20 protein-coding genes are annotated in these 20,831 nt (G+C 73.5%); 13 read left to right on the top strand and 7 right to left on the bottom strand.

Annotation, left to right across the window (positions count from 1 at the left end):
* Positions 1 to 62 precede the first annotated feature (62 nt).
* The 3 genes from nucS to FJ658_RS01440 form a co-directional block, all read right to left on the bottom strand.
* On the bottom strand, positions 63 to 758 hold the full coding sequence (gene nucS / locus FJ658_RS01450) for an endonuclease NucS (RefSeq protein ID WP_141143587.1): 696 nt from the start codon (positions 756 to 758) through the stop codon (positions 63 to 65).
* Between the two features lie 92 nt (positions 759 to 850).
* Complete coding sequence (locus tag FJ658_RS15935; RefSeq protein WP_181408275.1) at positions 851 to 1,669, bottom strand: hypothetical protein; 819 nt, start codon at positions 1,667 to 1,669, stop codon at positions 851 to 853.
* A 121-nt stretch (positions 1,670 to 1,790) separates the two neighbouring features.
* Positions 1,791 to 3,167 carry a sugar MFS transporter gene (locus FJ658_RS01440; RefSeq protein WP_141143586.1) on the bottom strand — a complete coding sequence of 459 codons (1,377 nt, stop codon included), beginning with the start codon at positions 3,165 to 3,167 and terminating at the stop codon, positions 1,791 to 1,793.
* 149 nt (positions 3,168 to 3,316) lie between these two features.
* On the opposite strand from FJ658_RS01440, the gene FJ658_RS01435 reads away from it, so the two are divergent.
* Positions 3,317 to 4,390, top strand: a complete 1,074-nt coding sequence (locus FJ658_RS01435) for a LacI family DNA-binding transcriptional regulator (protein ID WP_141143585.1) — start codon at positions 3,317 to 3,319, stop codon at positions 4,388 to 4,390.
* A 162-nt stretch (positions 4,391 to 4,552) separates the two neighbouring features.
* Here the strand turns inward: FJ658_RS01435 and FJ658_RS01430 are convergent, their stop codons facing one another.
* On the bottom strand, positions 4,553 to 5,881 hold the full coding sequence (locus FJ658_RS01430) for an MATE family efflux transporter (RefSeq protein ID WP_255447491.1): 1,329 nt from the start codon (positions 5,879 to 5,881) through the stop codon (positions 4,553 to 4,555).
* Between the two features lie 144 nt (positions 5,882 to 6,025).
* On the opposite strand from FJ658_RS01430, the gene FJ658_RS01425 reads away from it, so the two are divergent.
* Entirely contained in the window at positions 6,026 to 8,017 is a 1,992-nt protein-coding gene (locus tag FJ658_RS01425) for a M13 family metallopeptidase (RefSeq protein WP_141143584.1), read from the top strand.
* A 68-nt stretch (positions 8,018 to 8,085) separates the two neighbouring features.
* Complete coding sequence (locus FJ658_RS01420) at positions 8,086 to 8,919, top strand: serine hydrolase (protein WP_255447490.1); 834 nt, start codon at positions 8,086 to 8,088, stop codon at positions 8,917 to 8,919.
* A gap of 325 nt (positions 8,920 to 9,244) precedes the next feature.
* Here the strand turns inward: FJ658_RS01420 and FJ658_RS01415 are convergent, their stop codons facing one another.
* The 3 genes from FJ658_RS01415 to FJ658_RS01405 form a co-directional block, all read right to left on the bottom strand.
* Positions 9,245 to 9,892: a GNAT family N-acetyltransferase gene (locus tag FJ658_RS01415; protein WP_141143583.1), complete on the bottom strand. Its 648-nt coding sequence runs from the start codon at positions 9,890 to 9,892 to the stop codon at positions 9,245 to 9,247.
* Between the two features lie 72 nt (positions 9,893 to 9,964).
* Entirely contained in the window at positions 9,965 to 11,305 is a 1,341-nt protein-coding gene (locus tag FJ658_RS01410; RefSeq protein ID WP_370454741.1) for a glutamyl-tRNA reductase, read from the bottom strand.
* Positions 11,306 to 11,396: 91 nt separating this feature from the next.
* Positions 11,397 to 12,185: an SHOCT domain-containing protein gene (locus FJ658_RS01405; RefSeq protein WP_181408274.1), complete on the bottom strand. Its 789-nt coding sequence runs from the start codon at positions 12,183 to 12,185 to the stop codon at positions 11,397 to 11,399.
* 157 nt (positions 12,186 to 12,342) lie between these two features.
* Between FJ658_RS01405 and hemE the strand changes: the two genes are divergently transcribed.
* From hemE to hemB, 10 genes are all read left to right on the top strand, one after another.
* Positions 12,343 to 13,428 carry a uroporphyrinogen decarboxylase gene (gene hemE / locus FJ658_RS01400; protein WP_181408273.1) on the top strand — a complete coding sequence of 362 codons (1,086 nt, stop codon included), beginning with the start codon at positions 12,343 to 12,345 and terminating at the stop codon, positions 13,426 to 13,428.
* Between the two features lie 10 nt (positions 13,429 to 13,438).
* A complete protein-coding gene (locus FJ658_RS01395) occupies positions 13,439 to 14,887 on the top strand; it encodes an NAD(P)/FAD-dependent oxidoreductase (protein WP_255447489.1) in 1,449 nt (482 codons plus the stop codon).
* 102 nt (positions 14,888 to 14,989) lie between these two features.
* Positions 14,990 to 15,313 (top strand): YtxH domain-containing protein, encoded by a 324-nt coding sequence (locus FJ658_RS01390; RefSeq protein WP_141143581.1) that lies wholly within the window; start codon positions 14,990 to 14,992, stop codon positions 15,311 to 15,313.
* Positions 15,306 to 15,794, top strand: a complete 489-nt coding sequence (locus FJ658_RS01385) for a phage holin family protein (RefSeq protein WP_141143580.1) — start codon at positions 15,306 to 15,308, stop codon at positions 15,792 to 15,794. The genes FJ658_RS01390 and FJ658_RS01385 overlap by 8 nt, the downstream gene beginning before the upstream one ends.
* Before the next feature lie 95 nt (positions 15,795 to 15,889).
* Positions 15,890 to 16,126 (top strand): DUF3618 domain-containing protein, encoded by a 237-nt coding sequence (locus FJ658_RS01380; protein ID WP_141143579.1) that lies wholly within the window; start codon positions 15,890 to 15,892, stop codon positions 16,124 to 16,126.
* 88 nt (positions 16,127 to 16,214) lie between these two features.
* Positions 16,215 to 16,889: a hydrogen peroxide-dependent heme synthase gene (gene hemQ / locus FJ658_RS01375; RefSeq protein WP_141143578.1), complete on the top strand. Its 675-nt coding sequence runs from the start codon at positions 16,215 to 16,217 to the stop codon at positions 16,887 to 16,889.
* Positions 16,890 to 16,891: 2 nt separating this feature from the next.
* Positions 16,892 to 18,088: a ferrochelatase gene (locus tag FJ658_RS01370; RefSeq protein ID WP_255447502.1), complete on the top strand. Its 1,197-nt coding sequence runs from the start codon at positions 16,892 to 16,894 to the stop codon at positions 18,086 to 18,088.
* Positions 18,085 to 19,038: a hydroxymethylbilane synthase gene (hemC, locus tag FJ658_RS01365; RefSeq protein ID WP_141143577.1), complete on the top strand. Its 954-nt coding sequence runs from the start codon at positions 18,085 to 18,087 to the stop codon at positions 19,036 to 19,038. Before FJ658_RS01370 ends, hemC begins: the two co-directional genes overlap by 4 nt.
* Positions 19,035 to 19,793 carry a uroporphyrinogen-III synthase gene (locus FJ658_RS01360; RefSeq protein ID WP_141143576.1) on the top strand — a complete coding sequence of 253 codons (759 nt, stop codon included), beginning with the start codon at positions 19,035 to 19,037 and terminating at the stop codon, positions 19,791 to 19,793. The genes hemC and FJ658_RS01360 overlap by 4 nt, the downstream gene beginning before the upstream one ends.
* Positions 19,790 to 20,827, top strand: a complete 1,038-nt coding sequence (gene hemB / locus FJ658_RS01355; RefSeq protein WP_141143575.1) for a porphobilinogen synthase — start codon at positions 19,790 to 19,792, stop codon at positions 20,825 to 20,827. Before FJ658_RS01360 ends, hemB begins: the two co-directional genes overlap by 4 nt.
* Positions 20,828 to 20,831: the final 4 nt, after the last annotated feature.

Raw genomic sequence — 20,831 nt, 5'->3', positions numbered from 1 at the left:
AACCAGAGTCGGCCGACATGGCGTATCGCGGGCCCGGCGCGACGCACCCCGCCGCGTCCGCGTCAGAACAGGCGCGCGAGGTGGTCGTCGAGTCCGCGCATGGCGTCGTAGTCGAGCAGCAGGCAGCGGATACCGCGATCCTCGGCCAGCACGCGCGCCTGCGGCTTGATCTCCTGCGCGGCGAAGACGCCGGCGACCGGCGCGAGCAGCGGGTCGCGGTTCATCAGCTCGAGGTAGCGGGTGAGCTGCTCGACCCCGTCGATGTCGCCGCGGCGCTTGATCTCGACGGCGACCGAGGCGCCCGCCGCATCCCGGGCCAGGATGTCGACCGGCCCGATCGCGGTCATGTACTCGCGGCGCACGAGCGTGTGCCCGTCGCCGAGCAGCTCGATCTGGTCGGCGAGCAGGCGCTGCAGGTCGGCTTCGACGCCGTCCTTCTGCAGTCCGGGGTCGACACCGAGGTCGTGCTGCGAGTCGTGCAGGATCTCGTGGATCGAGATCACCAGCAGGTCGGCCGTCTTCGCGTGGGTGACGCGCCAGATCTCGGTGACTCCGGCGGCGGAGCGCTCCTCGTCGACCTCCTCGGTGGTGAGCGCGCAGGGTGGGCTCATCCAGTTCAGCGGCTTGTAGCTCAGCGAGTCGCTGTGCACGAGCACGCTGCCGTCGCTCTTGAGCAGCAGCAGGCGGGTCGCGAGCGGGAGGTGGGCGCTGAGACGGCCGGCGTAGTCGACCGAGCAGCGGGCAACGACGAGACGCACCCGACGAGTCTAGGCATCGGTCGGGCGAGTGGATGCGCGGCTCGGGCGTGCCGTCATGCGGGTGCGTCGTGCCGTGCCGGCGTGCGTGCCGCTCAGGTGTAGCGGCCGACGATCCCGCGGCGGTGCTCGACGCCGGTGAAGCGCGCGCCGCCGAAGTAGGCGAGCGCCTGCGCGGCCGGGTCGACGTTGGCGAAGCGCGCATCCGTCATCACCGCACCCGTCAGCAGCGGCAGCTTGTGCGTGTAGGGCGCGGGCTCGTCGCCCGTGGCGAGGAAGGCGAGCTCGGGCCGGTTCGCGAAGCCGGGCACGACGCCGGCGAGGCGCAGGCGCACGACCGAGCGGCCGCGCGTGCCGGTCGGGATCGGCGGCGCGCCGGGGCCGTCCCATCCCGACGACACGATCGAGATGCCGACCTGGCTGATCTCGTTCCAGCCGATCTGGGCGGTGCGTCCGCGCAGGGTCGCGCTGATGCCGGCGGCGCCGATCTCGAGTCCGGCGTTGCGGACGTTGCGCACGCTCAGCAGGCACATCGCGCCGAAGCCGGCGACGAGCAGCGCGACGACGGTGAACGCGATGCCCGCGCCGATCTCACCCTGCACGAAGGCGAGCACGACCTGCGGCAGGCACAGCAGCGCGAGGGCCGCGCACACGATGCCGGTGATCAGGATGAGCGTGGCCGATCCGCCGAAGGAGATGCGCAGCGGCGGGGCGGCCGGGTCGGGCTGGTGCTGAGGGAAGCTGATGGCGGGGCCGGGATGCTGCGGTGTCGGCGGCGCGGACTCCGGCTGCGCGGCTGGCGGGCCGTACCCCGGCTGCGCGGCAGGCGGGCCGTATCCCGGCTGAGGTGCGGGCGGCATGCCCTCGGGCGGAAGATACGGCGGACCGGACTGCTCCGACGGCGGCATGCTCATGGCGACGGCTCTCTCGCGACGCGGGTGGCGCATCCACTCGCCCGGTCAGTGGATCACGTCGCCGAGCGGAACTCATCCCCCGCGAACGCGTGTCGCCGCCCGCGTCGGGCCCGACCGCGCATCACCCCTTCGGCGTCGACTCCTTCGCCGCGCGCGCCCGCACGCCCGACTCGCGCGCGGCCGGCGAGGCGAAGCCGGCGATCGCGATGAGTCCGACGACGACGAGCAGCGCGTTGAGCAGTCCGATCGAGTCGCCGATGATGCCGATGACGGGCGGGCCGACCAGGAACGCCGCGTAGCCGACGGTCGCGACGGCGCTCACGCGCGCGGCGGCCTTCGCCGGGTCGTCGGCGGCCGCGGACATCCCGAGCGGGAAGCCGAGCGAGGCGCCGATGCCCCAGAGCACGATGCCGACGATCGTCGTGACCGGGTTGTCGATCAGGATGACGGTCACGAGACCGACGATCGCGAACACCGCCGAGCCGATCAGGGCGGGCACGCGCCCGATGCGGTTGACGGCGACGGTGCCGCCGACGCGGCCGATCGTCATCGCGACCGTGAAGATCGTGAACATCGCGGCGCCCTCGGCGTGGTCGAGGCCGCGGTCGTCGACCATCGCGAGCGCCAGCCAGTCGTTGGCGCTGCCCTCAGCGAAGGCCATGCCGAGCAGGATGAGTCCGATCAGCAGGGTGCGCGGCTCGAGCCAGATCGACAGGCGGTCGCGCATCGTCGTGGGCTTCGTCTCCTCGCCCGTCGGGTTCTCGTGGTGCTTCGGCACGAAGCGCGGCAGCACGAGTCCGCCGATCGCGACGAGCACGGCGGCGACGCTGAGGTGCACCGACAGCACGACGTCGAACTGCGCGACGAGCGCCGCGACCGCGCCGCCGGTGACGGTGCCGAGGCTCCAGGCGGCGTGCATGAGCGGCAGCAGCGTGCGCTTCTCGCGGTGCTCGACGAGCGAGCCCTCGACGTTCATGCCCACGTCGCAGATCGACGAGCTGAAGCCGAACACGATGAGCCCGGCGAACGCGACCGGGAACGACGCGAGCGCCTCGGCCCCGAGCCCGATGATCACGAGCCCGATCGCCTGCACGACCAGGGCGATGTGCAGCGAGCGGCGTCCGCCGAGCAGGGCGAGCACGTGACTCGACAGGATGAGGCCGACGATCGCGCCGGCCGAGAGCCCCGCGATCAGGATGCCGACCCGCGCCGGGTCGATGCCGAGGTCGTCGCGCACGGCCGGGATGCGCGCGACCCAGGTCGCCATCGCGAAGCCGTTGACGGCGAAGATCGCGAAGACCGCGTTGCGCCAGGCGGGCACGCGGGGCTTGCGCGTGGATGCGGTGGGGGTCGTTCCGGCGGGCGACGCGGCGCCGGGGGCGGTGCCGGATGCGGGCGCGGCGTTCGCGGCGGCGCTGGATGCGGGCGCCGTGTTCGCGGCCGCGCCGGCCGCGCCGGCCGTGGCGGGGGTGTCGGCGTTCGGGGTGGAGTGGGACATGCGGTGCTCCGGCGGAGGTCGTTCTCGGTCGGGGGTGGTGTCGATCCGGGCCGCGTCGGCGTGATGGTGGATCGCGCTGACCGCTGCCGACTGCTGGCCGACCGACTCGAATCGTTTCGATCGAATCGTTTCGAGTAGAGTAACAGCCCATGAGCGAATCGGCGACGGAGAACGGCGGGGCGCGCATCCGCCTCGCCGATGTCGCCGCCCGCGCGGGCGTCTCGAACTCGACGGTCTCGCTCGTGCTCAACGGCAGCGGGCCGGCCAGCGAGTCGACGCGCCGCCGTGTGCTCGACGCGGCCGCCGAGCTCGGCTACGCCGGCCCCGACCCGCGGGCGCGATCGCTGCGCCGCGGGCGCTCGGGCATCGTCGCCGTCGTCACCGAGGACGCGCTGGCCGACGCCTTCCGCGACCCGATGAACCTGGCCCAGCTCGACGGCATCGCCGACGGGCTCGGCGAAGGCGGACCGTCGCTGCTCATCATCCCGAACGCGATCGACGACCCGGCGCGGGTCAGCTCGTCGCCGTTCGACGCGGCCGTGATGATCGGCTGCGGCGTCGGCATCCACGACACCCTCGAGCTGCTGCGTCGCCGTCGGCTTCCCGTGGTCGGACTCGAGGCCCCGCGCGCCGAGGGCGTTATCGCGATCGACCTCGACAACGTCGACGGCGCCCGCGCCCTGGCCGAGCACCTGCGCGAGCTCGGGCATCGCCGCGTCGGCATCGTGACCCTGCCGCTCGGATCACGCCACGCATCCGGGCCGCTCACGCCCGAGCTCGAGGCGCTCGCCAGCGCGCCGTCGACCGGCGAGCGGCTGCAGGGGGTGCGCGCGGTCTATCCCGACGCGCCCGGCTGGATCGCCGCATCCAGCTCGATCTCGGCGGGCATCGCCGCCGGCGCCGCGCTGCTGGATGCTCCGCGCCCGCCGACCGCGATCCTCGCGCAGAGCGACCTCATCGCCGTCGGGGTGATCCGTGCGGCCGAGGACCGCGGCCTGCGCGTGCCGGACGATCTGAGCGTGACCGGCTTCGACGGCATCCGCCTCGACGGACTCACCGACCACGACCTGACGACGATGGTGCAGCCGGCCCACGCGAAGGGCGAGGCGGCCGGCCGCGCGGTGCTGGCGGCGCTCGCCGATCCCGAGGCGCCGACGCCCGAGCCGGTGCTGTTCCGCACGGAGCTGCACCTGGGCGCGACGACGACGCGGCCGCGCGGATAGGCGCGCGGCGCGAGGCGCTCCGGCACGCATGCGCAGCGCGCGCCCGCCGCTGACGCATCCGATTCTCAGCAGAATCCGCCGCTCCCGCCATCGAGGAGGCAGTCTCGGCCCATTCTGCTGAGAAGCGTGCGGCGGCGCTGACCGCACGCGCGCCCCGCCGCGTCAGGCGTGCCCGAGCCGCACCCACGCCCCGCGGCGGATGCGCCACCCGAGCGTCGCGAGCCGCGCGAGCATGTACCCGACCTGGAATGCCAGCTGCACGCCCACGACGGCGCCCACCGCATCCAGGGGCAGCACCGTCACCGCGACGAGCAGCGGCACGACCACGATCAGGTTGAGCACGCCGGCGAGCGCGAGGTAGCGCCCGTCGCCCGCGCCGATCAGGATGCCGTCGAGCGCGAACACAGCCCCGCCGATCGGCAGGCCGAGCGCGAGGGCGAGCACGCCGCCGGGGATCGCGGCCAGCACGCCCGGGTCGTTCGTGAACACGCGTCCGATGACGGGACTCACGGCGGCGAGCAGGATGCCCAGCGCGAGCCCGCCCGCGACCGACAGCTCGATCAGTCGCCGCAGGATCGCCCGGGCGCGAGCTTCGTCGGACGAGCCGAGCGCGTGGCCGATCATGGCCTGCCCGGCGATCGCCAGCGCATCCAGGGCCAGTGCGACCGTGCTGAACAGCGTGAACAGCACCTGCGTCGCCGCGAGCGCCGTCGTGCCGTGGGCGGTCGCCGCGACGACCGTGCCGACGAGGGCCACGCGCAGCGACAGCGTGCGCAGGAACAGCCAGCCGCCCGCGCTCGCCGACGCCAGCACGCCGCCCCGTCCGGGCCGCAGGCCGAGTCCGACGCGACGGGCGTGCTGCGCCGCGATCACGACGCAGGCGATCGCCATGCCGAGCTGCGCGAGCGCCGTGCCGACGGCCGAGCCGATCAGCCCCCAGCCGGCGCCGTAGATGAGCGCCGCGTTGAGCAGCGCGTTCGCGCCGAAGCCCGCGACGGCGATCACGAGCGGCGTGCGGGTGTCCTGCAGCCCGCGGAACAGCCCGGTCGCCGCGATCACCACGAGCATCGGCGGCAGCCCCCACACCGCGACGCGCAGATATCCGGATGCCGCGGTCGCCACGGCCGCATCGGCCCCGAACCAGCCGACCACCGCATCCGCCGCCAGCGACCCGACGACGGCGAGCGCGAGTCCGACCCCGAGCGCGAGCCAGATGCCGTCGATGCCGGCCTGCAGGGCACCCTTCTCGTCGCCCGCGCCGAGGCGGCGCGCGACCGCCGGGGTCGTCGCGTAGGCGAGGAAGATCAGGAGCCCGACCGCGGTCTGCAGCACGGTTCCGGCGAGGCCGAGCGCGGCGAGCGGCGTCGCGCCGAGGTGCCCGACGAGCGCCGTGTCGGTCGCGAGGAACAGCGGCTCGGCCACGAGCGCGCCGAGCGCCGGGATCGCGAGCCGGCCGATCTCGCGGTCGTAGCGGGAGCGCAGGGCGGGCACGGCATCCACGCTAGGGCTCGCGCCCGACACGGCGCGCGCACCGCCGACACTCAGCGCCCGACACGGCGCGCGCACCGCCCGCGCACACCCGTCGCACGGCGACCTCCCGGGCGCCGTGACGGCCGCCCCGACTAGCGTGGGCGCATGACCGACGCCGCGCTGCCCTCGGGTGTCGAGCTCGACGAGCTCGATCCCGCCACCCGCCCGCAAGACGACCTCTTCCGTCACGTCAACGGCCGCTGGATCGACCGCACCGACATCCCGAGCGACAAGGCGCGCTACGGCACCTTCTACGTGCTCGCCGAGCAGGCCGAGGAGGCCGTGCGCGACATCATCGAAGAGGCCGTGAAGGCCGAGCCGGGCACCGAGGAGCGCAAGTTCGGCGACCTCTACACGAGCTTCCTCGACACCGATCGCATCGAGGAGCTCGGGGTCGAGCCGATCCGGGTGCTGCTGGCCGAGGTCGCCGAGATCCCGGATGCGGCGGCCTTCCTGCCGGCGCTGGGCCGCTTCGAGCGCGGCGGCGTGGGCGGGGTGCTGGGCGCTTACGTCGACAACGACCCGGGCGATCCCTCGCGCTACGTCGTGAATCTCGTGCAGTCCGGTCTCGGCCTGCCCGACGAGTCGTACTACCGCGAGGAGAAGTTCGCCGAGTTGCGCGGCAAGTACGTCGCGTTCCTCGAGCGCATCCTGGGTCTGGCGGGGCTCGAGGGCGACGGCGACCAGAGCGTTGCGGCCCGCGCCCAGCGCATCCTCGAGCTCGAGACCGCGCTCGCGGCCGCGCACTGGGACAAGGTCGCCAGCCGCGACGCCGAGAAGACCTACAACCTGCGCACCTGGGCCGAGCTCGAGTCGGCCGCGGCGGGCGCCGACCTGGCCGGCTGGCTGCGCGGACTCGACGCCCCCGCGGGCGCCTTCGCCGAGGTCGTGCTGCACCAGCCGAGCTACCTCGAGGCGCTGCCCGCGCTGCTGAGCGACGACCGCCTGCCGGCCTGGAAGGACTGGCTGAGCTGGCAGATCGTGCGCGCCTTCGCGCCCTACCTGTCGAGCGAGCTCGTGCAGGCCAACTTCGACTTCTACGGCACCGCTCTCACCGGCGCGCCCGAGATCCGCGCCCGCTGGAAGCGCGGCGTGAGCTTCGTCGAGGGCTCCATGGGCGAGGCCGTCGGCAAGGTCTACGTCGACCGCCACTTCCCGAAGACCGCGAAGCAGGGCATGGATGCGCTGGTCGCGAAGCTCGTCGAGGCCTACCGCGACAGCATCCAGGGTCTCGCCTGGATGACCCCGGCCACGCAGCAGCGCGCGCTCGAGAAGCTGGAGAAGTTCACACCCAAGATCGGCTTCCCCGACCGCTGGCGCGACTACTCGAGCCTTGAGGTCTCGGCCGACGACCTGATCGGCAACGTGCGCGCGGCGAACGAGTTCGAGTTCCAGCGCGAGCTGGGCAAGATCGGCAAGCCGCTCGACCGCGACGAGTGGTTCATGACCCCGCAGACGATCAACGCCTACTACAACCCCGGTTTCAACGAGATCGTGTTCCCGGCGGCGATCCTGCAGTACCCGTTCTTCGACGAGACCCGGGATGCGGCGGCCAACTACGGCGCGATCGGCGCCGTCATCGGGCACGAGATCGGGCACGGCTTCGACGACCAGGGCTCGCGCTTCGATGGCGACGGGCGCCTCACCGACTGGTGGACGGCCGACGACCGCGAGGCCTTCGAGAAGCTCACCGGGTCGCTGATCGCGCAGTACGACGCGCTCGTGCCCGAGCAGCTCGCCGGCGACAAGGGCGACCACCACGTCAACGGCGCGCTGACGATCGGCGAGAACATCGGCGACCTCGGCGGGCTCGGCATCGCGTGGAAGGCCTACCTGCTCTCGCTCGACGGCCAGGAGCCGCCGGTCATCGACGGTCTCTCGGGCGCGCAGCGCTTCTTCCTGAGCTGGTCGCAGGCCTGGCGCACGAAGCTGCGCGACGAGGAGGCCCTGCGTCTGCTCTCGATCGACCCGCATTCGCCCGCGGAGTTCCGCTGCAACCAGATCGTCCGTAACATCGATGTGTTCTACTCGGCTTTCGACGTCTCGTCGGATGACGACCTCTGGCTGAACCCGGAAGACAGAGTCACGATTTGGTAGACACGGTGGCCGCTCGCGGGCGGCGGGAGCGCTCACGCGCCCGTCGTTCGCCGCGCCACCGTGCCCCCGTGGCGGCCGAGAACTTCATCGGCACCTTCACCGCGCTCGGCGACCTCGCCTATGAGGGAGCCCGGGTGTCGGCGTCGGTCGTCGACCTCGACACCGGCCGTCCGCTCGTCTCGATCGACGACCGCATCGTGCTGCCCACCGCCAGCATCGGCAAGGTGCTGCTGCTCATCGAGGTGTCGGCGCGGCTGACGCAGCGCGACTTCTCGGGCTACGGCATCCTCGACAAGACCCACAAGGATGCCGTCGGCGACAGCGGCATCTGGCAGCACCTGCAGGCGCCGTCGCTGCCGGTCGCCGACCTGGCCGCGCTGGTCGGCTCGAACAGCGACAACGTCGCCACGAACGTGCTGCTGCGCGAGATCGGCCTGCCGGCGGTGCGGCAGCGGGCCGAGTCGCTCGGCCTCACCCGCACGGCCCTGCTCGACATCGTGCGGTCGCAGCGCGGCCCCGACGACGCACCCCAGCTCTCGGTCGGCTCGACCGCCGAGCTCGCCGCGCTGTTCGGCCGCCTCGCCCGCGGCGAGGTCGTCGACTCGCTCACCTCGTCGCGCGTGCTCGGCTGGCTGTCGCTCGGCACCGACTTCTCGATGGTCGCGAGCGCCTTCGGCCTCGATCCGCTCGCGCACCGCGCCACCGACCACGGCCTGCTGCTGGTCAACAAGACCGGAACCGACGACGGCGTGCGCGCCGAGGTCGGGGTGCTGCGCGGGCCGCGCACCGCCGTCTGCTACTCGGTGAGCATCCAGTTCAAAGACGCGAACATCTGGTCGCGACTGCGCGTGCTCGACACGATGCGCACGGTCGGCTTCGACCTGCTGGAGTACGTGCACTGACGGCGGCGCGGCGCGGCGCGACCGGCCTATGGCCTCTCGTTTTCTCGGTCCGACGCAATTCAGCACAGATCACTGTGCTGGGCCCGCGCGGGCCGTCCCGGGGCGACGATGCTGAGTTCCGGTAGCGGTGCCCAGTGCGTCTCGAGGGCGCGAATCGCACAACTCAGCATGGATGCGGCGCGGCGACCGTCGCGGGTCGCTGCGTCGAGTTGATGCTGAATTGCGTTGGATCACCAAAGGGCGGCGCGCGATGAGGTCGATCGCGGGGTCGGGACGCGCGGCGGCATCGGTGCGGCGGGATCGGTGGGGCGGCGTCGGTGCAGCGTCAGGGGCGCGGGTCGCTCGCCAGCATCGCCCAGATGCCGGTGTCGGCCCAGCCGCCGCCGGACTCGCGGAAGTTCTGCCGGAAGTGCGCCTCCTCGCGCATCCCGAGGCGTTCGCAGAGGCGAGCGGATGCGGTGTTGCGCGGGTCGAGCTCGGCGATGAGCCGGTGCGCGCCCGCGTCGAGCACGAGGTCGCGCACGGCGCGGGCCGTCTCGCCCGCGAGCCCGCGGCCGGCGACGACGGGATGCAGCACCCAGCCGAGCTCGACCTCCGCGTTCTCGGCCGAGGTGAGCACGAGGTGCTGCTCGCCGACGACCTCGCCGGCGCGGGCGATCACGGCAGCGTCATCGCCGGAGCTGTCACCAGCGCCGCCGGCGCCGTCGCCGCCGCGACCGCGGCCGCCGTGCAGATCGCTCGTCAGCTCGATGCCGAACACGATCCGGTCGTGGTCCGCGGCGCCGGTGTCGACGCCATCGAACTTCCGTACGAAGTCCGCGACCTGGGCGCGGCTGCGCGGCGCATAGGGCAGGTAGCGGCAGGTCTCGGGGTCGCCCTGCCAGGCGAGCAGCGCATCCGCGTCACCGGCTCGCAGGGGCCGGAGCCGCGTGCGCGCCGTGACGATCTCGGTGACGTGGATGCTCAGGCTCACGCCTCGACGCTAGCCCGCCCCGCCGACGGCCGCGGTGACGTAGTGCGCCAGAGCGACGAGGGACCGCCCGCCTCAGGCGTTGCGACGCAGGCTGCGGTGGAACTCGTCGTCGGGCATGCCCCCGACGGGTGCATCGGCGGCGGCCGTCACCTCGGCCGCGTGGCGCAGGGGGCTCACCGGGGCGTCGGCCGACGCATCCACGGTCACGCCGAAGAGGGCCTCGAGTCCGGCGGCGAACTCGGCGCCGCGACCCTCGGCCGTCAGCTCGCGGGCGCGCACCGACGGGGTGTGCAGCAGCACGCCGGCCAGGTGGCGCAGGGCCTCGACGGTCTTGGCGGTTCCGGCCGGGTCGCCCTGTCCGCGCGACTCGGCGCGGGCGATCTCCTCGTCGAGGGCGTCGAACACGTGCTTGCGCAGGGCGACGATCGCAGGGGCCGCGGTCTGCTCGGCGGCGAAGGCGGAGGCGGCCGATCCGACCAGATCGCGGGCCGTCTCGCTGAGGCCCATCTCGGGCAGCGGCGCGTGCAGCGCGATGATCTCGAGGTCGAGCAGCTCGACGCCGGGCAGGCGCCCCACGGCCGGGTCGACGTTGCGCGGAAGGCCCAGGTCGATCACGAGGCGGCGGTTCGCGTCGGTGATTTCGGCGGGCGAGACGGCGTAGCGCGCGGTGCAGGTGATGACCACATCCGCCGCGGCGATGCCCTCGCGCAGCTCGGCGACGGCGCGCACGCCGTACTTGGTCGCGAACATCTGGGCGCGGCCGGTGGCCGAGTAGACCGAGATGTCGACGGCGCCGCGGTCGTGCAGGGCCGCGATCGTGGTGGCGGCATAGCTGCCGGTTCCGACGACGAGGATGCGCGCCCGCGACCAGTCGGTCACGCGGCTGGTGGCGAGCTCGAGCGCGAGGCGGGCGATCGAGCGACCGGCGCCGCCGAGGTCGGTGGCGCCGCGCACGGCCCGCGACGTCGCGGCGGCGCGCTGGAAGAGACGGTCGAGCGCGCTCGACGAGGTGTGCTCGGTGCGGGCCTGGTCGTAGCTGCGGCGCACCTGGCCGGCGATCTCGTCTTCGCCGACGACGACCGACTCGAGACCCGAGGCGACCGCGAACAGGTGGCGGGTCACGTCGTCGCCCGTCTTGACGTCGGCGGCCTCGAGCAGCTCGGCGCCGCTCACCTCACCGGCGCGACTCATGACGGCGACCGTGCGGTCGACGGCGGCCTGCGCATCCACGCCCTCGACGTCGAGGTAGGCCTCGAAGCGGTTGCACGTGGCGACCACGACGGCCCCGGTGATGCCGGCCTCGGCGGAGATCAGCTCGGTCACGGCTCCGGGCGCACCGACAGACAGTCGGTCGAGGAGGTCGAACCCCGCGTTGCGGTGGTTCGCCGTGAGGCAGACGAGCACGTAACTCATGGTAAAACCGCGCGTCGCACCCGTATAGAAAGGTCACCCTTACCGGCAGGGATGCTCAGCTCTCGCCGCGCGGTCCGACTCCGCGGGCCGGTCAGCCCTCGCCGAGCAGACGACGCTTCGCCGCGCGGAACTCGTGGTCGTCGAGATCGCCGCGGTCGTGCAGCTCGCCGAGGCGGGCCAGCTGCTCGACGAGGTCGGCGGATGCGGGGTCTGTGGATGCGGCATCGGCCGCCGAGCGGGAGCCGGCCGTCGCATCCGCCCGTCGCCGATCGCGCAGCGCGCGCGGCACCTGCACGAGCGCCGTGCCGTCGCTGAGGCGCCAGACGTGCGCCTGATCGCCGGGCTCGGGCGCCTCGTGCGCGGCGACGCCATCGGTGCCGGGGGCCGCGCGCCCCACGACCACCGCACCGAGCGGATCGCTCACCGCGGCGACGATCCCGGCGATGCCCCCGTTCTCGGTGCGGCTCACGCGCACGTCGTCGATCGCGCCGAGTCGGGGCCGAGCCGTGGCCTGCTCGCGGGCGTAGAGCGCGCGGAAGCCGTCGGCGCGCGGCGCCCGCCGGATCGCCCGCACGTGGGCGAACCACAGCGGCGCGAGGAACACCCACGGGAAGATCAGCCAGAGCGGGTTCCAGAACCAGGGGAAGAAGCCGTCGTGATCCCAGGCGGTGACCGTCACGAGCGCGACGGCGCCGGCGCTGACCGCGAGAAGCAGCACGGTGCGCGCGATGGCCTTGCCGGCGGTCGCCGGCGCCGCCATGAACGCTCCCGGATCGGCGGGCAGCCGATCCACCGGCTCGCCGTGCGGTACGAGCCGCAGCAGCGCCCGACGATCGGCGGTCTGCAGCGCGGCGACGAAGCTCTCCGGCAGTCGGGTCACGGCCACTCCTCGCTTCTCTCCTGGTGCGCGCCTCGGCGCCGGTGCCGAGCGAGTCGGATGCTCGGCGCCGTGCTCCGACCCTAGCGACGTCGAGCATCCCTCTCGTCCGGCTGAGAGGCCGACGCCGCGGGCGAGCGCGCAGGCGCGCGGTGGGAGGATGGGGCCCGTGACTCTGAGCTCCGCGCATCCCCTGGTCGACGGCCGCACGACGCGCTCGCCGCTGGTGCGGGCCCTGCGCGGCGACCGCCCCGAGCGCACGCCCGTCTGGTTCATGCGCCAGGCCGGCCGCAGTCTGCCCGAGTACCGCGAGCTGCGCGTCGGCACCGCCATGCTCGACGCCTGCCTGAACCCCGCCATGGCGAGCGAGATCACGCTGCAGCCGGTGCGTCGGCACGGCGTGGATGCGGCGGTGTTCTTCAGCGACATCGTCGTGCCGGTCAAGCTGGCGGGCGTCGGCGTCGAGATCGTCGCCGGCCGCGGGCCCGTGCTCGAGAGTCCGATCCGCTCGGCGTCGGACGTGCTGGCCCTGCGCCCGATCGACCCCGCCGCGCTCGACCCGATCCGCGAGGCCGTGGCGCTGACCGTCGCCGAGCTGGGGGAGACCCCGCTGATCGGATTCGCGGGCGCGCCCTACACGCTCGCCAGCTACCTGGTCGAGGGCGGCCCGTCGAAGGACCAGGGCCGCGCGCGGGCGATGATGTACGCCGATCCGCACGCCTGGGCGGCGCTGCTCAACTGGTGCGCGGATGTGTCGGGCGAGTTCCTGAAGGCCCAGGTCGAAGCCGGTGCGAGCGCCGTGCAGCTCTTCGACTCGTGGGTCGGCTCGCTCTCGCGCCGCGACTACCAGCGCCGGGTCGCGCCGCACTCGGCCCGCGCGCTCAGCCATCTGCGCGGCATCGCCGACGCGGACGACCGGCACGTGCCCAAGATCCACTTCGGACTGGGCGGCGGCGAGTTCCTCGACGTCATGCGCGACGTGGGCGCGGATGCGGTCGGCGTCGACTGGCGCATCCCGCTCGACGAGGCCTCGCGTCGCCTGGGCGGCACGACGCCGCTGCAGGGCAACATCGACTCGGCGCTGCTGGCGGCCCCGTGGTCGACCCTGCGCTCGCACGTCGACGAGGTGCTCGACCGCGGCCTCGCGGCCCCCGCGCACGTCGTCAACCTGGGCCACGGCGTGCCGCCCGAGACCGATCCCGACGTGCTGACCCGCATCGTGCGCGTCGTGCACGGCGAGCTGTGAGGTCGGGGTCATGAGCGCAGGGCCGGTCGGCGACGACGGGATGCCCGCCCCCCGCCCCGAGGACTACGCCACCACCTACGTGGTCGGCGCCGGCGTCGGCGGGCTCGTGCTCGCCTGGGAGCTCGCGCGCCGCGGGCGCCCCGTGGTGGTGCTCGAGGCATCCGACCGCCCGGGCGGCCAGCTCGCGCGGCAGACCGTCGCCGGCCTCGAGCTGGATGCGGCGGCCGAGTCGTTCGCGACCCGCAGCGGCGCGGTCAACGACCTGCTCGTCGATCTGGGCCTCAAGGACCTCGTCGTCACGCCCGCGGGCACGCCGGCCTGGCTGCACCGCGCCGACGGCTCGGCGGTGCCGCTGCCCGCGACGAGCATCCTGGGCATCCCGGGCGTGGCGATGGCGACCGACGTGATCGCCGCCGTCGGCGGTGGGGCGGCGTTCCGCGCGCAGCTGGACTCGCTCATCCCGGGACTGGTCGGCGCGAAGTCGCGCACGCTCGGGGAGCTCGTGCGCACGCGGATGGGCGCGGGCGTTCTCGAGGGACTCGTCGCGCCGGTCGTGCGCGGCGTGCACTCGGTGCACCCCGACGAGCTGCCGATCGAGCGCGCCAACCCCGGTCTGATCGCGGCGATGCGTCAGCAGGGCTCGCTCGCCCGCGGCGTGCAGAGCCTGCGGTCGCGGGCGCCCGCCGGCTCGCAAGTGGCCGGGCTCGACGGCGGCGTGCACCGCATCGTGGATGCGCTGGTCGCGCGCATCGAACTGGTCGGGGGCACCGTGCGCACGGGCGTGCGGGTCGTGTCGATCGAGCCGACGGAGCCGCCCGCCTCGGCTTCGACCGGTGCGCAGGACGGTGAGTTGCCCACTTCTGTTGGGTTCGCGCGCGATAACCCGACCGAAGTGGGCAACTCGCTGATCACGACCGAGGGCGGCGAACGACTCGAGGGGGTCGTCGTGCTCGCGACGCCCGCGCTGCTGCCCGAGGCCGAGCGGCCCGCGTCGCGCGCGATCACGCTCGTCACGCTGGTCGTCGACGCGGCAGGGCTGGATGCGGCTCCCCGTGGCACGGGCGTGCTCGTCGCCGCCGACGCGCCCGGCGTCGCGGCGCGGGCACTGACCCACGCCACGGCGAAATGGGCGTGGTTGGCGGACGCCGCCGAGGCCTCTGCGCCGGGCCGCCACCGCCACGTGCTGCGCCTCAGCTACGACGACGCTCCCGCCGATCCGGTCGCGCAGGCGCTCGCCGACGCGACCGTGCTGACGGGCGTCGAGCTGGCGGTGGATGCGCTGGCCGGCAGCTCCGTGGCGACCTGGCATCGCGCATCCACGGCGGTTCATGCCGTTGACGGAATGCATCTGGTGGGGGAGGCTGGATCGGGCACCGGTCTGGCCGCGGTCGTGGCCGGAGCCCGAGAGCAGGCTGGACGCCTCCTGGGATCGGACGAGGGCGAGAGCACCCGTCTCTAGGCTGGTGATTCCGCTGATCGACGACACCTCGCGACCCCAGCGACACCCAGCGGCACCAGAGACAGCGACACCGGGACACCCGGAAGGAACGGAGAGCACCGCATGAAGGGCAGGATCCTGTTCATCGCCGGACTCGGCGTGGGATACGTGCTCGGCACCCGAGCGGGCCGTGAGCGCTACGAGCAGATCGCCGCGGTCGCGGGTCGCCTCTGGGGCAGCCCGGCCGTGCAGAAGCAGGTCGAGCACGTCGAGGAGTTCGTGCGCGACAAGGCGCCGGATGTGGCCGAGTTCGCGGGAGAGACCGTGAAGAAGGTCGTCGGCGCCGCCACCGGACGCGGCTCCACCGCCGCCGCGCGCTCGGCCGCCGCGAAGAAGGCCGCGGCGACCCGCCGGGCCAACGCCGCGCGCAGCCAGAGCGATGACTGACCCGGGCGTCAGCACCGGCGCCGGAGCCGGCATCCCCCGCGGCGACGCCGACGTGCGCGCCGGCAAGCTGCCGAAGCCGCCGCGCAAGCCCTCGCTGATCGAGCTGGTCAGCGGCCTGCCGAACCAGGTCAGCGAGCTCGTGCACCACGAGATCGAGCTCGTGAAGGCCGAGATGATCGGCAAGCTCAAGGCGCTCGGCATCGGCGGCGGGCTCATCCTCGGCGCCGTGGGCATCCTGCTGTTCATGCTCGGCGTGCTGCTCACCGCCGCCGTGCTCGGCCTCAGCGAGACCGGCCTGCCCGGCTGGGCCTCGGCGCTGATCGTCGCCGGCGTGCTGCTGATCGCCGCCGCGATCGTCGCCCTGATCGGCTGGCGCAAGCTCAAGGGCGGCATCCCGCCCGTGCCGACCGAGGCGATCGACAGCCTGCAGCGCGACCTGCGCGTCGTGAAGGGCATCGGCCGCCCCGACCAGCGGGCCTGATCCGCCCGCACCCACCGTCTGCGGGCGGCGTCGACGCGACGCCCGACCCGAGCACCGCATCCATTCGACTCCAGCCATCGACCCAGGAGGCTCAGATGAGCAGCACCGACGACGCCCGCGCCGCCGCCGCGAAGGCCCGCGCCGACCTCGAGCAGACGCTCGACGCGATCGAGGACAAGCTCAACGTGCCCAAGCGCGTCGGCGAGCTCACCAAGAAGGCCGAGGTCGCCTACCGCGACAACCCGCTGCCGTTCGTCGTCGGCGGCGCCGTCGCGGCGATCACCACGGTCGGTCTGATCGCCTGGGGCGTCTTCGGCGGCAAGCGCCGCTGACCCCGCGGCGGTGGCGGCGGAGCACCCCGCCGAGCGCCCGTCTGCACACCCTCCCGCGCGCAGGTATCGCCCTGATCAGCGTGGGATGATGGGGATCATGTCGACTGACGCTCCCGACCGGCTCGGCTATGCCCTCTGGGCCGTGTTCCGCCGGGGAGATGCCCCTCTCCCCACCCGCTCCACCCTCGAGGATGCGCTGCCCCACCTCGACCGCCTCGGCGTCGAGCTGCGCGGGCTCTACGACGCGTCCGGCATCCGCGCCGACTCCGACCTGATCGTCTGGCTGACCGGCGACAAGCCCGAGAACGTGCAGGAGGCGCTGCGCGCCCTGCGCCGCACCGACCCGATCTCGGCCCTCGTGCCCGTGTGGAACGCCCTCGGCGTGCACCGCGAGGCCGAGTTCACCCGCAACCACTCACCCGCTTTCATGAAGGGGCTGCCGCCCAAGCAGTGGCTGACGGTCTACCCCTTCGTGCGCAGCTACGAGTGGTACCTGCTGCCCGAGGACGAGCGCCGCACGATGCTCAGCGACCACGGTCGCAAGGGCTCCGAATACCCCGAGGTGCAGCCGAACACCGTCGCGAGCTTCGCGCTCGGCGACTACGAGTGGATCCTCGGCCTCGAGGCCGAGGAGCTCGTCTCGCTGGTCGACCTGATGCGCCACCTGCGCAACACCGAGGCCCGCCGCCACGTGCGCGAGGAGGTGCCGTTCTACACCGGCCGCCTCATCGCACCGGCGGACATCCTGGGGGTGTTCGCGTGAGCATCACCAACAACGGCGTGGATGCGGTCGCCGGCGGACTCGGCGAGGTGCGCGTCCCGTACGCCACCGAGGCCGCCGCATGCGGCCCCGAGCACGTGGTCGAGCCGGTGGCCTACGACGCGATCCTGCTGGCCGGCTTCGGCGGGCCGGAGGGACAGGACGACGTCATCCCGTTCCTGCGCAACGTCACGCGCGGCCGCGGCATCCCCGACGAGCGTCTCGAGGAGGTCGCACACCACTACCGCCACTTCGGCGGCGTGAGCCCGATCAACGACCAGAACCGCGCACTCAAGGCGGCCCTCGAAGACGAGCTGGCCCGCCGCGACATCGCGCTGCCGGTGATCTGGGGCAACCGCAACTGGGACCCGTACATGGCGGATGCCGTGACCGAGGCCGCCGACCGCGGCTTCAGCAAGCTCATCGCGGTCGCGACGAGCGCCTACAGCTCGTTCTCGAGCTGCCGCCAGTACCGCGAGGACTTCGCCCGCACGCTCGACGAGACCGGGCTGGGCGATCGCATCCAGATCGACAAGGTGCGTCAGTTCTTCGACCACCCCGGCTTCGTCGCCCCCTTCGAGGAGGGCGTGCGGGATGCGCTGACCGATCTGCTGGGTCGCGGCATCGCGCGCGAGCAGATCCGGGTCATGTTCTCGACCCACAGCATCCCGACCGACGACGCCGTGCGCTCGGGCCCGCGCGACCGCGACTTCGGCGAGGGCGGCGCGTACGCCGCGCAGCACCTCGCGGTGGCCGGCTTCGTGATGGAGCAGGTCGGCGAGCCCGATGTGCCGTGGTCGCTCGTCTACCAGTCGCGCTCGGGGCCGCCGACGCAGCCGTGGCTCGAACCCGACATCAACGACGCGATCGAGGAGGCCGCCGGCGAGGGCGCCAAGGCCGTCGTGATCGTGCCGCTCGGCTTCGTCAGCGACCACATGGAGGTGCTCTGGGACCTCGACACCGAGGCGATGGAGACCGCGGAGGAGCACGGGATGGTCGCCCTGCGCACGCCGACGCCGGGCGTCGACCCCGCCTACGTCACCGGTCTGGTCGACCTCGTGCTCGAGCGCGTGAACGGCACCCCGGTCGCCGAGCGCCCCTCGGTCACCGAGCTGGGCCCCTGGTTCGACGTCTGCCGACCCGGGTGCTGCGAGAACGTGCGGGCGGGCTTCAAGCCGGCCGCGGCGGGGATCGCCCCGTGACCCTGCGCATCGGAACGCGCGGAAGCGCCCTCGCCCTCGCCCAGTCCGGCCAGGTGGCCACGCGTCTGGGCGACGCCCAGCTGGTGCCGATCGAGTCGCACGGCGACCGCAGCACCGCCTCCCTCGCCTCCCTCGGCGGAACCGGCGTCTTCGCGACGGCCCTGCGCGAGGCGCTGCTGGCCGGCGAGGTGGATGCGGTCGTGCACTCCCTCAAGGACCTGCCGACCGCGCCGGCCGAGGGCCTCGAGATCGCGGCGATCCCGAAGCGGGCGGATGCGCGCGACGCGCTCATCGCCCGCGACGGCCTCGACCTCGCCGGTCTGCCGGCCGGGGCCCGCGTCGGCACGGGCTCGCCCCGCCGCCGCGCGCAGCTCGCGATGCAGCGCGGCGACCTGGAGCTGGTCGACATCCGCGGCAACATCGACACCCGCCTGGCGCGCGTGACGGGAGCCGACGAGGAGGTCGACGCCGAGCGCCGCCTCGACGCGATCGTGCTCGCCGTCGCCGGGCTCGAGCGGCTCGACCGCCTGCAGCCGGTGACCCAGCTGCTGAGCCTGAGCGACTGGCCGACCGCGCCGGGCCAGGGCGCCCTCGCGGTCGAGGTGCGCGCGGGCGAGGGGAGCAAGGTCGCGAAGCTCGACCACCGCCCGACCCGCCTGGCCGTCGAGGCCGAGCGTGCCGTGCTCGCCCGCCTCGAGGCCGGATGCGCGGCGCCGATCGGCGCCCACGCGATCCTCGAAGACGGGCTGCTGTTCCTCTCGGCCCGCGTCTACGCGCCCGACGGCACCGCCGAGCTGACCGCCTCGCACGCCATGTACCCCGAGGATGCGCGCGACCCGTCGGCCGAGCTCGGCCAGCGCGTCGCCGAGGAGCTGCTGGCGCACGGCGCCGCCGACCTCGCCCCGCTCGGCGGGGGCTCCGGCGCGGGCTCCGGCGGAGCCGCCTCGTGACCGGCGACAAGTCGCTCGGCGGCTGGCGCGTGCTCGTGCCGCGCGGCGGCAAGTGGGGCGACGGCGTCGCGGCCGAGCTGCGCACGCACGGCGCGTTCCCGGTGGTCGCGCCGATGATCAACTTCGCCAGCACCGACGACCCCGACAAGCTGTCGGCCGCGCTCGGCGAGCTCGAGCTGGGGCGCTTCGACTGGCTCGTGGTGACGAGCGCGACGACCGTCGATGTGCTGGTCAGCCAGCGCATCCGGGTGCCCGAGATCACGCGCGTCGCCGCCGTCGGCGAGACGACCGCCGCCGCCCTGAGTCTTGCCGGCTACACGGTCGACTTCATCCCCGAGGGCGACAACTCCGCCCGCGGACTCGTCAAGGAGTGGCCGCACAGCGACATCCGGGGCCGGGTGCTGATCCCGCAGTCCGACATCGCCGAGCCCACCCTCGTCGCCGGCCTGCAGAAGCTCGGCTTCGCGGTCGAGTTCGTCAGCGCCTACCGCACGGTCGGCGTGCCGGTCGACGACTGGGTCAAGCGCGACGTCTCGGGCGGCGCCATCCAGGCCGTGCTCGTGACCTCGGGATCGATCGCCCGTCAGGTCGCCGAGCAGCTGGCGCCCCTGCCCGACAGCGTCGTGGTCGCCTGCATCGGCCCGCGCACTGCCTTCGACGCCCGCGCCGCCGGGCTGCCGGTGCATGTGATCGCCGAGGAGCGCAGCGCGGTCGGACTCATCGACGCCCTCATCGACTACGCGGAGAACGGATGACCGAGCCCGCCCACCTGCCCGCCTTCCCGCGCATCCGCCCGCGTCGCCTGCGGGCCACGCCCGCCCTGCGTCGCGCGGTCGCCGAGACGCGCCTGCACCCGGCCGAGCTGACCCTGCCGCTGTTCGTCGGCGAGGGCCTCGCCGAGCCGAAGCCGATCACCTCGATGCCCGGCGTCGTGCAGCACAGCCTCGACTCGCTGCGGGCGGAGATCGCCCGTGCCGCCGAGGCGGGCCTCGGCGGCGTCATGATCTTCGGCATCCCCGAGCACAAGGATGCGGTGGGCTCGGGCGCGACCGACCCCGACGGCATCCTCAACGTGGCGACCCGCCTCGCGGTCGCCGAGGCCGGCGACGCGCTCGTCGTGCAGACCGACCTCTGCCTCGACGAGTTCACCGATCACGGCCACTGCGGCGTGCTGGATGCGCAGGGTCGCGTCGACAACGACGCCAGCCTCGAGCGCTACCGCGACATGGCCCTCGCGCAGGCCGAGGCGGGCTCGCCGCTGCTCGGCCTCAGCGCGATGATGGACGGCCAGGTCGGCGTGGTGCGCCAGGCGCTCGACGCGGCCGGCCACACCGACACCGCCCTGCTCGCCTACACGGCCAAGTACGCCTCGGCGTTCTACGGGCCGTTCCGCGAGGCCGTGCAGTCGTCGCTGCAGGGCGACCGCCGCACCTACCAGCTCGACCCCGCGAACCGTCGCGAGGGTCTGCGCGAGACGCTGCTCGACGTCGAGGAGGGCGCCGACATCGTCATGGTCAAGCCGGCCATGTCGTACCTCGACGTTCTCGCCGAGACGGCCGCCGCATCCCCGGTGCCCGTCTGGGCGTACCAGGTCAGCGGCGAGTACGCGATGATCGAGGCCGCCGCCGGCAACGGCTGGATCGACCGCGAGCGCGCGATCCTCGAGAGCCTCGTCGGCCTGCGCCGCGCGGGCGCCGAGGGCCTGCTCACCTACTGGGCGATCGAGGTGGCCGGGTGGCTGCGCGGGCGCCCCAGCGCATCCGGGGTGCTCCCGGTCGGCGCGTACTGAACTC

This window comes from Schumannella sp. 10F1B-5-1, from assembly GCF_006517535.1.
Lineage (GTDB): Bacteria > Actinomycetota > Actinomycetes > Actinomycetales > Microbacteriaceae > Schumannella.
The sequence above is the reverse complement of the archived record's forward strand: the minus strand, read 5'-3'. Positions and strand labels throughout refer to the sequence as shown.